The sequence below is a fragment of the uncultured Xanthomonas sp. genome (assembly GCF_964278005.1).
Taxonomy (GTDB): domain Bacteria; phylum Pseudomonadota; class Gammaproteobacteria; order Xanthomonadales; family Xanthomonadaceae; genus Xanthomonas_A; species Xanthomonas_A sontii.
Genome location: NZ_CAXYKF010000023.1, coordinates 48,474 through 61,178 on the forward strand (window position 1 = coordinate 48,474; position 12,705 = coordinate 61,178).

A 12,705-nucleotide genomic window follows, 5' to 3' on the forward strand; every position below is an offset into this window, starting at 1 on the left:
GCTTCCGCCAATCCCCAATCCCGACTCCCCAATCCCGGCCTCACTCCAGCAACCGCGCCCAACGCTGCATGCCTTCGACCCGCGCCAGCACCATCTTGATGCACACCAGCAGCGGCACCGCCAGCAGCAGGCCGATCATGCCCCACAGCCAGCCGAACAGCATCAGCGCCAGGATCAGCATCAGCGGCGAGATCGCCATGCGCCGGCCGAGCACGATCGGCGTCACCACCTGGCCTTCCAGGGTGTGCAGCGCCAGGTACAGGATCGCCGGCAGCGCCGCGCTCAGCGGTTCGCGGAATGCGACGAAGCCCATCAGCAGCATCAGCACCGCGCCGATCAGCGGCCCCACGTAGGGCGCGAAATTCAGCAGCGCCACCACCGTGCCCCACAGCAGCGCTTCCTGCGGCGGAATGCCCAGCAGGATCAGAATGCCGGCGAAGATCAGGCCGACCAGCGTATTGATCACGGTGATGGTCAGGACGTAGCGCGAGACCTCGCGTTCGATCGAGCGCAGGATCTCGGTAGTGAATTTCTGTTGCTGGCGGCTGGGCAGCAGCGCGATCGCATGGCGCTGCAGATTCTCGCCGAACACCATGAAGAAGAACGTCAGCAACACCACCGCCAGCGCCGAGGCGGCCACCCGCGGGGTCCGCACCAGCGCCTTGTACGGGTCGTCCATCTGCGTGCGGATCACCTGCACGCGGCGTCCGCTCTCGCCGCCGGCGGCGCGGGCGAAGTTCTCCGCGGCCTGGTTGGCCTGCTGCATCGGCTTGGTCAGGTCGCGCACCTGGGTGGCCAGATGGCGCAGCTGTGCCGGCGCCTGCTGCGCCCACTCGGCGGCGGGGCCGGCCAGTTGCACGGTCAGCGTCGTCGCTACCGCCATGCCCGACAGCAGCACCAGCAGCGCGGCCAGGAAGCGCGGCAGGTACAGCCGTTGCAGCATGCGCAGGATCGGGTTGCCGACCAGGGCGAAGAAGGCGGCGAGCAGGATCGGCAGGATCACGTCCTGTGCGGCCCACAGCGTGTAGCAGACCGCCAGGGTGGCCAGCACCACCAGCGAGACCGGTCCGCGCGGGCGTGGAGCGGGCGGCGGCGGCAGGGGGCCGTGCGGGGCGTCGTCGGCGACGACCGCGGGATCGGGAACTGTGCTCATCGGACCTGCGATGCAGTGGCCGCGGCGCGCGCCGCAGTGCACGCGCCGAACGGCGTCGAAAAGGAAGCGAAGTGTAGGCCGGATCGTGGCCGGCGCGATATCAAGGCGGCGTGGCCGCCGCGTGCGCGCGGCGTGGCGGCCCAGGCCAGCCACGCGCCGATCCCAGGAACGTCAGTCCCTGCCCTGGCGCTCGGACAGGTCGGTGGCCGCTTCGGCCGCGGCGGGTTGCCCGGGGCGCGAGGCCATCGGCGGCCGCGGCGGCTGCGGGCGGACAGCGGATGGGGGAACGGGTGCAACGGGAGGCGGGGCCTGGGTGGCGGCATCCACGGCCGCATCCTGTGCGGTGTCCGCCGCTTCCTCGGCATCGTCGGAGGCGCGCTCGGCGTCATCGGACGCGCTCTTGGCGGTGGTGGCGTTGATCAGGCTGGAGAGCGCGCTGAGCATCTGCAGCCAGCGCGCGCCGCCAAGCTTGCCGACCACCGCCGCCGGTTCGGCGCGACCGACCAGGAAGCCGGTGCCGAGGCCGACGATCACGATCCGCCACGGTGTCCAGCCTTCGCGCCAGACCTGCTGCAGGGTCGTCCAGTGCGTGCGCACCTGCTCCTGGCGTCCTTCCAGCACCGCTTCGGCGCGGGCGATGCGGTGCTGCAATTGCCGCAGGGTCATGGTGTGGCCTCGCGCCTGGCGACATCCTCGTCGCCGTCCTCGTCGTCGCCGCCGATGCCCAGCTTGGCCAACTGGCGGCGGGTGGCGTCGAGCTTGCTCATGTCGAAGTAACGCAGCGCCTGCCAGGCGCCGAGCGCGGTGACCACCAGGCTGAAGGCCGCGGTCGCCGAGATCGACGCCAGCCACGACCAGCCCATGCGCTGCAGCAGGGCAATCATCGCGCCCATCAGCAGCATCCACGCCGACGCGCCGAACGCCACCGACACAGTCAGCCACACCAGCGCCCGCGCCAGGGCGGCACGGGCCAGGGCGAAGTCCGCGGCCACCAGCTTGCGCAGCGCGCGGCCGGTGTCCAGGGTGGCATTGAGTCCTTCGCGCCCGGCCGTGCCGAGCGCGCGGAAGGATTCCTCCAGCGACGGTGCGGCCGCGGCGTCTGCCGCGGCGCCGTCGGTGCGGGCCTGCTCCTCGCTCACGCGCGGCTTACTTGTCGCCGCCGCTGCGCGCCAGCTTGGCGATGATCCAGCCGGTGGCGAAGGCCACGCCGAACGAGGCCAGCGGACGCTCGCGGATCAGCTCGGCAGCGCTGTCGATCAGGTCGCGGCCCTTGTCCAGCAGCACGTCCACCTGCTCCTTCGCCGCCGCGCCGCCGAACTCGGCTGCCGCCAGTCCGGACAGCGCGCTGTCGGACAGCTCGGCCTTGACGTTGGCCTTGCCCAGCTTCAGTTCTTCGCCGGCGGCACCGGCAGCGCCCTTGATCGCATCGCCGGCATAGCTGGCCGCGGACTTCAAGTGCGCGCCGGCTTCGCTCAGGTTGTCCTTGAGGTTCTCGGTATTGGTCGGGCTGGCATTCATGGGCATGTCTCCTCTGGGGTTTGGGGGCCTGCCGTCCGCCGATGCGGACGCTGCGCAGAACGGGCGACACCAATACCATCGGCGGGGTGTACGGGGTGTTAGCTCGTCGCCGCAGGCAGTGCGCCATAGTGTCGGCGCTCGCCGCCGAGCGGCCAAGTCCCGGAGTGACTGTCATGCACGCGTACGGCAACCGGAGCGGCCATGCCGGGGTGGTCGCCTACGACAGCGGCCCGGACTGGATCGTGCTGCGCTTCGCCGACGGCGCCACCTACCGCTACGACCGTCGGCATCCCGGCCTGCTCCAGGTCATGGAGATGCAGCGCCTGGCCGCCGCCGGGCGCGGTCTCACCACCTACTTGAACCAGCACGTGCGCGACGATTACGCCGCGCGCCTGGACTGAGCGTGCCGGCTCACTGCATGACCAGGTCGGCCTGCGCGCCGCCGCGCACCACGCGCAGCACGAGTTGCGCCGGCTTGCGCGCGAAGTTGGCGCGGTAGCTGGCCAGGTCGGCGAACTCGCCGACCGAGGCGGCCACCACGATGTCGCCGCTGGCCAGGCCGTTGCGCGCCGCACGGCTGCCCCGCGCCACGTTGCCGATCAGCACGCCGGAGATGCCGGACTGGCGCAGCGATTCGGGCAGGTCGGCGAAGGTGGCGCCGCTCAGCCGCGGGTCCAGCGACTCGCCGCTGATCGCGCGCGGCTGTTCCTTGAGCGTGGCCTTGAGCTGCAGCGGCTTGCCATCGCGGCGCACGTCCAGGGTGACCGTGCTGCCCACCGGCTGCAGGCCCTCGTAGTTGTGCAGCGCCTCGGCACTGTCCAGGCGCTCGCCGTTGGCGCCGGTGATCACATCGCCCGGCTGCAGCCCGGCGGCCGCGGCCGCCGAGCCGGCCAGCACCCGCGTCACCAGCGCCCCGCGCGGCGCCGACAGGCCCAGGCCCTGCGCCATCTGCGTGGTCAGGTTCTGCGTCTCGATGCCGAAGGTGCCGCGGATCATCACCCCGTTGTTCTTGATCAACTGGTCGACCACCGCGCGCGCCAGGTTCGACGGGATCGCCAGGCCCAGGCCGATGTTGCCGGCCATGCTGCCCTGCGGGTTGAAGCTGGCGGTGTTGATGCCGACCAGTTCGCCGCGCAGGTCCACCAGTGCGCCGCCGGAGTTGCCGGGGTTGATCGAGGCGTCGGTCTGGATGAAGTTCTGATAGCCCAGGCCGCGGATGCCGTTGCGGCCCATCGCCGAGACGATGCCGGAGGTGACGGTCTGGGTGAAGCCGAACGGGTTGCCGATGGCCGCGACGAAATCGCCCACGCGCAGCTTGTCGCTGTCGCCCAGGCGGATCTCGGTGAGGTTGTCGGCCTTGATCCGGATCAGCGCGATGTCGGTGTCCGCGTCCGAGCCCATGAACTCGGCCTTGAAGCTGCGCCCGTCGGCCAGGGTCACCTGCACGTCGTCGGCGTTCTCCACCACGTGGTGGTTGGTCAGCACGTAGCCGTTCTTCGCGTCGATGATCACACCCGAACCCAGCGACTCGTTGATGCGCTCCTGCGGGATGTCCGGGAACAGGCGGCGCAGGATCGGGTCGTTGAAGAACGGATTGCGCACCCGCACGACTTGCTTGGTGTTGATGCTCACCACCGCCGGCATCACCTTCTGCAGCATCGGCGCCAGCGACGGCAGCGGCTCGCCGGCCACCGCGGACGGCAGGCGCGCGGCCCCGGACAGCGGCGGCGCCGCGACCGGCGCGGCCTCGGCGCGGTTGTCCAGTTGCGCATTGATGGCGGTGGCGGCGAAACCGCCGAAGGCAGCGGCGGCGGTCAGGGTCAGCAGCGTGGGCAGCGGTCGCATGGGGTCGGTTTCCGGGGAACGCGGGAGACGTGGGGCAGATGGGCGCGCGTGCGCGTAAATCAAGATGAACGCGCGGCGTTTAACCGCCAGTGAAAGCGTTCCGACGCCGCCTGCGCAAGGCCGCCACGGCACGCCGCGTGCACACCCGCTCGATGTCACGTGATCGGCGCGCGACGACGTTGACAGTCGGCCTGCCCGGCGTTAGCGTTCACGCTTGCATTAGCCACTACATGTAGCGGTATCGATTCGGTACGGCACTAGAACTAGGGTTTTCTTCACCAGGACTTCACATCCAGGGGCGCGCTCGGCGATGCATGACGGGACGGTGACAGGGGACGTCGCGGATTCGGGGAATTTCGGTCGGTCGAGGGCAGGCGCCGCGCGCGCTGCCGCGGCCGTCGCTGCCGTGCAGCGCAAGTGCGATATAGATCAAGACACACGGCGGATGACCACCCATCCGCCCCATCGGGACAGGTTCGAGGAGAACACAGCAGAATGAGTACGGTGCGCCTGGAAGTCGTCCAGACCGGATCCAAGCACGACCCCATCCCGATGCAGCCGGCGTCGCAGGACATCTGGGACAAGAAGTATCGGCTCAAGACCAAGCAGGGCGATCCGCTGGATGCCGACATCGACGGCACCTACCTGCGCGTGGCGCGGGCGCTGGCCGATGCCGAGGTCGGCGAGGAGCAGCGCGCCCACTGGTTCGAGCGCTTCGCCTGGGCGCTGCGCCGCGGCGCGATCCCGGCCGGGCGCATCACCTCCAATGCCGGCGCGCAGGAACACAAGCCGGCCACCAGCACCATCAACTGCACCGTGTCGGGCACCATCACCGACTCGATGGACGGCATCCTGGAGAAGGTCCACGAGGCCGGGCTGACCCTCAAGGCCGGCTGTGGCATCGGCTACGAGTTCAGCACGCTGCGCCCGCGCGGCGCGTTCGTGGCCGGCGCCGGCGCCTACACCTCCGGGCCGATGTCGTTCATGGATATCTTCGACAAGATGTGCTTCACCGTGTCCTCGGCCGGCGGCCGCCGCGGCGCGCAGATGGGCACCTTCGACGTGTCCCACCCGGACGTGAAGGACTTCATCCGCGCCAAGCGCGAGGACGGGCGCCTGCGCCAGTTCAACCTGTCGCTGCTGATCACCGACGGCTTCATGCAGGCGGTGGAGCAGGATGCCGACTGGCCGCTGGTGTTCCCGGTGAACCGCAAGGAAGAGGCCGACGTCGACCTGGCCGACGCCAGCGCCGTGGTCTGGCGCGACTGGCCCACGCACAAGGACTACATCGTGCGCGACGACGGCCTGGTCGCGTGCAAGGTGTACGGGCACATCCGCGCCCGCCACCTGTGGGACATGATCATGGTCTCCACCTACGACTACGCCGAGCCGGGCTTCATCCTGATCGACCGCGTCAACGAAATGAACAACAACTGGTGGTGCGAGAACGTCCGCGCGACCAACCCGTGTGTGACCGCCGATACCTGGGTGCAGACCGCCGAGGGGCCGCGTCAGGTCGCCGATCTGCTGGGAACGCCGTTCCTGGCGCGGGTCGATGGCGGCGACCATGCCACCGGTGTGGAGGGTTTCTTCAAGACCGCGCACAAGCAGGTGGTGCGACTGCAGACGCAGGAAGGTTACGCGCTGCGTCTGACCGCAGACCACCGCGTGCGGCGCGTGGTGCGGCAGACCCGCTGGTCGCTGGACACCCAATGGTGCCAGGCGGACCAACTGGTCGCAGGCGACCGGGTGCTGCTCAACAATCACCGTGCCGGTGCGGAGTGGGGCGGCGCGCGCAGCTATGAGGAAGGTTTCCTCCTCGGCATGCTGGTGGGCGACGGCACGCTCAAGCACGAAGCCGCCGTGTTGTCCGTCTGGTCGCAGGCCGCCGCCGTCAATGCGGCGCCGCTGGCACCGGTGGCACTGATGGACGAAGCCCTGCGCTGCGCGCGCAGCCTGCCGCACCGTGCCGACTTCGCCGGCTGGAGCGAGGTGCGCGACCGTGGCGAGTACCGCCTGAAGTCGGCCGCATTACGCGATCTGGCTCTGGAGCTGGGCCTGCGTCCGGGCGACAAGGCGATCACCCCGGCCGTCGAGAAGACCTCCAGCGATTTCCATCGCGGCTTCCTGCGTGGCCTGTTCGACACCGACGGCTCGGTGCAGGGCAGCCAGGAGAAGGGCGTCAGCGTGCGCCTGGCACAGTCGGACCTGGCGCGGCTGGAGGCAGCGCAGCGCATGCTGTTGCGGCTGGGCATCGCCTCGCAGATCTACCGCGACCGGCGCCCCGCCGGCACCGCGTTGCTGCCCGACGGGCACGGCGGCACGCGTGCCTACGTCACCAAGGCGCAGCACGAACTGGTCGTCAGCGGCGACAACCTCGATGCCTTCGCCCAACGGGTGGGCTTTGCCGACACCGCCAAGGCCAACCGCCTCAAGGCGCTGCTGTCCGGCTATCGTCGCCAGTTGAACCGCGAGCGCTTCGTGGCGACCGTGCAGTCGGTGGCCGCCGATGGCATCGAAGACGTCTACGACGTGCAGGTCCCCGGCATCAACACCTTCGACGGCAACGGTCTGCACGCCCACAATTGCGGCGAGCAGCCGCTGCCGCCCTACGGCGCCTGCCTGCTCGGCTCGATCAACCTCACCACCTTCGTGCGCGAGCCGTTCACCGAGCGCGCCCGCTTCGACTGGGAGGAATACAAGGAAGTGGTGCGGGTGTTCACCCGCATGCTCGACAACGTGGTCGAGGTCAACGGCCTGCCGCTGCAGCAGCAGCGCGACGAGATCATGCGCAAGCGCCGCCACGGCATGGGCTTCCTCGGCCTGGGCTCGACCATGACCATGCTGCGCATGAAGTACGGCAGCGCCGAATCGTGTGAGTTCACCGAGTCCATCGCCCGCGATATGGCCGTGGCCGGCTGGGAGACCGCGCTGTCGCTGGCCAAGGAGAAGGGCCCGGCGCCGATCATGCAGGAGACCTTCGAGGTCACCGCGGCGATGCTGCGGCAGCGCCCGGAGATGGCACGCGATGGCTGGCGCGTCGGTGAGCGCATCGAGGGCCGGCTGCTGCACGCCAAGTACAGCCGCTACATGCAGCGCATCGCCGAGGTGGCGCCGGCGCTGGTCGAGGAACTGGCCGAGGTGGGCGCGCGCTTCACCCACCACAGCTCCATCGCCCCCACCGGCACCATTTCGTTGAGCCTGGCCAACAACGCCTCCAACGGCATCGAGCCGAGCTTCGCCCACCACTACAGCCGCAACGTGATCCGCGAGGGCAAGAAGAGCAAGGAGAAGGTGGACGTGTTCTCCTTCGAGCTGCTGGCCTACCGCCACCTGGTCAACGCCAAGGCGATGCCGTTCGCCGAGGACGCCGCCGCGCGCCTGCCGGAGTACTTCATCGCCGCCGACGACATCCACCCCAAGGAACACGTGGATGTGCAGGCCGCCGCGCAGAAGTGGGTGGACAGCTCCATCTCCAAGACCGCCAACGTCCCCACCGACTATCCCTACGAGCAGTTCAAGGACATCTACCGCTACGCCCACCAGCAGGGGCTGAAGGGCTGCACCACGTTCCGCTTCAACCCGGCCGCCTTCCAGGGCGTGCTGGTGAAGGAAGCGGACCTGGAGAACACCACCTACCGCTTCGAGCTGGAAGACGGCAGCGTGGTCGAGGTCAAGGGCAACGAACAGATCGAGTACGACGGCGAGATGCACACCGCCGCCAACCTGTTCGATGCGCTGAAAGAAGGGTATTACGGCAAGTTCTGACGCCGTCCCGTCTCCCCTTCGCGCCGGCGGAGGGGAGGGCGGCGGTGGAAGCCCCGGAAGTGCGGTGCGCCGCGCTTCCCCAACGTTTCCCCACCGTCCGCCGAATGTCGCCGTTTCCGGCTCCCCGCTTCGCTGCAATCGGTATAGCATCGCCCGCGTGACATAAACACTGACACCCTGAGGAGGGTTTTATGAGCAATGGGAATGGCGTCACGGCGACGCTGACGCAGGTCGCCGAGAACGTGAAAGAAACCGCCACCAACGTCGGCGAGACCATCGCCGCCACCGCCAGCGAGGCCGTCGCCACGGTCAAGCAGACCGCCGAGACCGTGCAGAAGCGCGTGCAGGACCAGGTCGCCAAGACCCGCAAGGCGGTGAAGAAGGCCGAGAAGGCCGTCGCCAAGCGCGCCGAGAAGGCCGGCAAGGCCGTCAAGAAGACCGTCGCCAGCGCGCGCAAGAAGCTGGAAGCGGCCAAAGCCAGCGCCCAGGCCGAAGCGGCCGCGCTGACCAAGGGCGGCAAGAAGACCGCCAAGAAGGCGGCTGCGAAGAAGGCGCCGGCGAAGAAGGCCGCTGCCAAGAAGGCCGTTGCGAAGAAGGCTCCGGCCAAGAAAGTGACCGCCAAGAAGGCCGCGCCGAAGAAGGCGGTCAAGAAGGTCGCCGCGAAGAAGGCCGTGGCCAAGAAAGCGGTGAAGAAGGCCGCCAAGAAGGTCGCCGCGAAGAAGGTCGTCGCCAAGAAGGCCGTGAAGAAAGCCGCCAAGGCGGTCAAGAAGAGCACTGCCAAGGTCGCCAAGAAGAGCGCGGCGGTGAAGAAGACCGCCGTGCGCAAGGCCGCCGGCAAGAAGGCCGCGGCCACCCGCGCCAAGAAGTAAGCCGTCCCGTCGCACCCTCTCCCCCGCACGTGGGGGAGAGGCCGGGCTACCGCGCCCGGTTCGTCCCGCACTCCAGGAACGCCTCATGGCCATCAAGATCGACCAGAAAATCAAGGGCTACGCCGTCGTCACCCCCGAGGACAAGGCGCGCGACGCCGCCGCCGCGGTGCCCGCCTCGTCGATCGACCGTGCCACCGCCGAGGCCGAAGCGCCTGCCGACAACATCATCCACATGCACGAGCGCATCGAGCGCCCGGACGTGCTGATCGGCAGCACCTACAAGATCAAATCGCCGTTGGTGGAACACGCCATGTACGTGACCCTCAACGACATCGTGCTCAACGCCGGCACCGAGCACGAACTGCGCCGCCCCTTCGAAATCTTCGTCAATTCCAAGTCCATGGAGCACTTCCAGTGGATCGTGGCGCTGACCCGCATCATGTCCGCCGTGTTCCGCAAGGGCGGCGACGTCACCTTCCTGGTCGACGAGATGAAGGCCGTGTTCGACCCCAAGGGCGGCTACTTCAAGGCCGGCGGCGTGTACATGCCGTCGCTGGTCGCCGAACTGGGCAGCATCGTCGAAGAACACATGAAGTCGATCGGCCTGCTGCACGACCCGGAAATGAGCGACCACCAGCGCGCGCTGATCGCCGAGAAGCGCAAGCAGTACGAAGAGCGCTCAAAAAAAAACAGTGAAGTGAGCAAGGCGGTTCCTTCTCCTGCGGGAGAAGGTGCCCGCAGGGCGGATGAGGGTGCGGTGTCCGCCGACTCCACCGCCGACCACGAAGAGGACATCGCCGTCACCGGCGACGGCGCGAGTTTCCCGCCGTCGGCCACGATGTGCCACAAGTGCAATACCAAGGCGCTCGTTATCATGGACGGGTGTGCGACTTGTTTGAATTGTGGGTATTCGAAGTGCGGGTGATCGGCCTAGTTGTTAGTTATGGATTATAGTTATAACCGCAAAAGCTTGTGGATCATCCATAATTCTTTTGAATATAGTGAAAATCTCTTTATTCGCGCCGCCATCTATCCTGCCGTCTTGGGTGCCGCTGCGACTACCAGGTATTTGTGACGCGTGGCGGCGGGTAAGCAGAATTGGGAAGAATGGCCGAGGAGCCTCGAACGCTTTGTCGATGGTTTTTCAGTCTAGTAGTGGCCGGCTACGTTAAAGATTAGAAGGATCGTTTTTCGGTTATGCCTGCCTATAGGTTGCTGCGCTAGCACGACGTAGACGGCCGCTTACCTTATTATTAATTCACGAATTTTCTTGTGCCTGGTGGCGCATGCAGCTGAATGCGATTTTTGAACTTATCTGCCGCTACGATGGAGAGTGATTTGGTCTCAGTTCTTTGAATTTTGTATCCTCATATTGGATTTTTCGGAGGGGGAAGTGGCCAGTAAAAAAATTCAAGTTCGAGTAAAAGCAAAGCCGAGGAACCTGCTCTCATTTCTTGAAAAGGGTGATGACGTTTATGTTCGCGTCTATTCAGGCGCGAGCTATGGGTTGGAAGCAGGAGGAGAAGAGGTAAAAGAAGCCCGCTTCTCGCTGCATCCATCGCCTCGCAGTGAGAAATTCATAACCATAAAGCACACGCGCACGCTTGCTGGCCAATCTCTAACTTCAGTCGCGATTACTGATGCAGCTAAGAGCGAGGGAAAGTTTTTTCACATAGTTAGCAATGTTTTTACAAGCTTAAAATCAAAAAATCATGATGTCAAAAAGTTTGACTCGGGACTTTACGTCGGAGAGCTAAATCCTAGAAAAAGTTCACTATATATAAGTGCATTTGTTGGCCATCCTGAATCGAATTTTGATCTGGAGCAACAAGGTCTACGGATTGATAAGTTGAATTTCAATAAGTTTCAAGTGGTTGTTCTAACTAGCTATCTTGACGTCCCAGCGTCCCCTATGGGTATGACGGCTGCTGCTGTGACTTTCCGGCCTGAAATTTACCCCGATGAAGCAGGGCAGGATTCTGCAAGGGAAAAAATGACCGGATATTCGCCAGCTCAATGTCTGGGGATGCACAAGGATCTGCAGAGCCAGCTGATGACGCCACTTTTGGAGCGCTACATACGCGCGGCCTCAGATGAAGCAACGAGGAAACGTTATCTTGCTATATTGGAGTCTTTTCCTCCGATTGCGTCTATAGATTTTTAATCTACTTAGCATGTGTCATATATAGTGGGAAAGGGGGGGTTATTTTAAATGGCTTAAGTATTCTTCTATAAAGCTGGTTTGTGCAGGCTTGGTCGGAAGGCAAAATTGAACTGCTGTTCTAAATCACTTGTCTCGGAGTAGCCTCCCGCCGCCGAAGCGCGCTAGCGTCATCGCATGGTGCCATACGATTGCGCCAGAGTCGTGCAAGGCGCGTTAGATCACTAGACTTAAAAGAAAGGAGATGCGCTAGCGTGCCCTTCTACAGAAAATTGCAGCAAGATCGACCTTAATCGTCGCGGACTCTGAGGTCGAACGCCGTTTGTTCGTGGCTATCCTTGTGGTCATGGACTTTGAGGATGGTGCGCTGAATTTTTAGCTTAGAACCAGAACGCGTTTGTGTGAATTTGACGTCACAGATGAGGACGTCTCCTTTGCGGAATGACTCGCCGTTGTCAATACGAGTAATGAAAATATCATCCTCCATTGCGTACTGAAGCGATGCCTCCCCGTCCCACATCGTCCATTTATGACCGCTACCGTCCTTGAAGCTCGGCTCTTGGATCGTAAGCCCCATCTGGATGGTCTGCTCCACGACAGGTGTTTCATCTACGATCGCATGGAAGAATGGTGCGTCTTCCTGAGTAGCAACAGCAATTTGCTGCCCCTCTGACCGAATCTCAATCCTGTCCACGCCAGGTTTAGACAGAGCCTGACCGACAAACTGAGCAGCTGCCTTACCAGCCTTCTCATCCATCGTTAGATGTAGTGATTCGGTCTGCACGATGATTACGTTCCCGCTGACGTTGGTCACGGTTACATTATTGCTTTGATCAGTGTGCTCAACCTTCTGCGGAGGCTGGCCTTTCAAGAACTTGAAGAGATCTACCGACTCTTTTACCGCTGTCAAAACGCTCCGCACATCTGGAGTAGCCGTGAGCATAGTGGCGCCTAAGCCGACAACGTGGAATATCAGGTCGGTCTCGAACGAACCATGCTGAAAAGCTTTGATCTCGGCTTTTACCTCAACCTCGCCGTATAACTGCTTGGTGGCAGCGACAACGTAGTCAGAGAACGCCACCATATTTGCGGCAGCAGCGTACACATCCATCGAACCATCATCTACGGACGGCCCTTTGTACTTCAGAAGGATACCCACGCCGGGCTCCTCGTAATGCTCGACGATCTGCATTCTGCGCTCCTTCCGTGTCAGCCGTTGCGACTGAAGCCCTGCTAGAATTTTTACATGATCGGGGCCATAGCAACCCATCCTCAACCTTCGTTGAGCGTCTTTTCCCGAAAATGCATAGCCCGGATACCTAAGGTGCCAGAGTGGGCTACCGGGTGGGGGCTACCGATCTATTTTTTGCGTTGGGTACGGTTCCCGTAAT

General features: G+C 64.4%; 11 protein-coding genes. 5 read left to right on the forward strand and 6 right to left on the reverse strand.

Features of this window, described 5'->3' with window-relative positions:
- Positions 1 to 40: 40 nt before the first annotated feature.
- The 4 genes from ACHWVH_RS14635 to ACHWVH_RS14650 all read right to left on the reverse strand — a co-directional run bounded on the left by ACHWVH_RS14635 (position 41) and on the right by ACHWVH_RS14650 (position 2,671).
- Positions 41 to 1,153 carry an AI-2E family transporter gene (locus ACHWVH_RS14635; RefSeq protein ID WP_017910745.1) on the reverse strand — a complete coding sequence of 371 codons (1,113 nt, stop codon included), beginning with the start codon at positions 1,151 to 1,153 and terminating at the stop codon, positions 41 to 43.
- Between the two features lie 171 nt (positions 1,154 to 1,324).
- Entirely contained in the window at positions 1,325 to 1,819 is a 495-nt protein-coding gene (locus tag ACHWVH_RS14640) for a hypothetical protein (RefSeq protein ID WP_267093427.1), read from the reverse strand.
- Positions 1,816 to 2,292, reverse strand: coding sequence for a phage holin family protein (locus ACHWVH_RS14645; protein ID WP_295926202.1), 477 nt, complete (start codon positions 2,290 to 2,292; stop codon positions 1,816 to 1,818). The genes ACHWVH_RS14640 and ACHWVH_RS14645 overlap by 4 nt, the downstream gene beginning before the upstream one ends.
- 7 nt (positions 2,293 to 2,299) lie before the next feature.
- Positions 2,300 to 2,671 carry a hypothetical protein gene (locus ACHWVH_RS14650; protein WP_010340149.1) on the reverse strand — a complete coding sequence of 124 codons (372 nt, stop codon included), beginning with the start codon at positions 2,669 to 2,671 and terminating at the stop codon, positions 2,300 to 2,302.
- Positions 2,672 to 2,844: 173 nt separating this feature from the next.
- On the opposite strand from ACHWVH_RS14650, the gene ACHWVH_RS14655 reads away from it, so the two are divergent.
- Complete coding sequence (locus ACHWVH_RS14655) at positions 2,845 to 3,072, forward strand: hypothetical protein (protein ID WP_153753115.1); 228 nt, start codon at positions 2,845 to 2,847, stop codon at positions 3,070 to 3,072.
- A 10-nt stretch (positions 3,073 to 3,082) separates the two neighbouring features.
- Here ACHWVH_RS14655 and ACHWVH_RS14660 read toward each other — a convergent pair whose 3' ends face one another.
- A complete protein-coding gene (locus ACHWVH_RS14660; protein WP_017913191.1) occupies positions 3,083 to 4,516 on the reverse strand; it encodes a Do family serine endopeptidase in 1,434 nt (477 codons plus the stop codon).
- Between the two features lie 495 nt (positions 4,517 to 5,011).
- Here ACHWVH_RS14660 and ACHWVH_RS14665 point away from each other — a divergent pair, with 495 nt between their 5' ends.
- The 4 genes from ACHWVH_RS14665 to ACHWVH_RS14680 all read left to right on the forward strand — a co-directional run bounded on the left by ACHWVH_RS14665 (position 5,012) and on the right by ACHWVH_RS14680 (position 11,317).
- Positions 5,012 to 8,284: an LAGLIDADG family homing endonuclease gene (locus ACHWVH_RS14665; protein ID WP_394687454.1), complete on the forward strand. Its 3,273-nt coding sequence runs from the start codon at positions 5,012 to 5,014 to the stop codon at positions 8,282 to 8,284.
- 191 nt (positions 8,285 to 8,475) lie between these two features.
- Complete coding sequence (locus ACHWVH_RS14670; protein WP_295916459.1) at positions 8,476 to 9,153, forward strand: hypothetical protein; 678 nt, start codon at positions 8,476 to 8,478, stop codon at positions 9,151 to 9,153.
- A gap of 85 nt (positions 9,154 to 9,238) precedes the next feature.
- The gene (locus ACHWVH_RS14675) at positions 9,239 to 10,078 is read left to right on the forward strand and encodes an NrdJb (protein WP_019800567.1); all 840 of its coding nucleotides are present in this window, start codon (positions 9,239 to 9,241) and stop codon (positions 10,076 to 10,078) included.
- A 468-nt stretch (positions 10,079 to 10,546) separates the two neighbouring features.
- Positions 10,547 to 11,317: a hypothetical protein gene (locus ACHWVH_RS14680; protein WP_394687455.1), complete on the forward strand. Its 771-nt coding sequence runs from the start codon at positions 10,547 to 10,549 to the stop codon at positions 11,315 to 11,317.
- A 286-nt stretch (positions 11,318 to 11,603) separates the two neighbouring features.
- Here the strand turns inward: ACHWVH_RS14680 and ACHWVH_RS14685 are convergent, their stop codons facing one another.
- Positions 11,604 to 12,506, reverse strand: a complete 903-nt coding sequence (locus tag ACHWVH_RS14685; RefSeq protein WP_394687456.1) for a hypothetical protein — start codon at positions 12,504 to 12,506, stop codon at positions 11,604 to 11,606.
- Between the last annotated feature and the right edge of the window lie 199 nt (positions 12,507 to 12,705).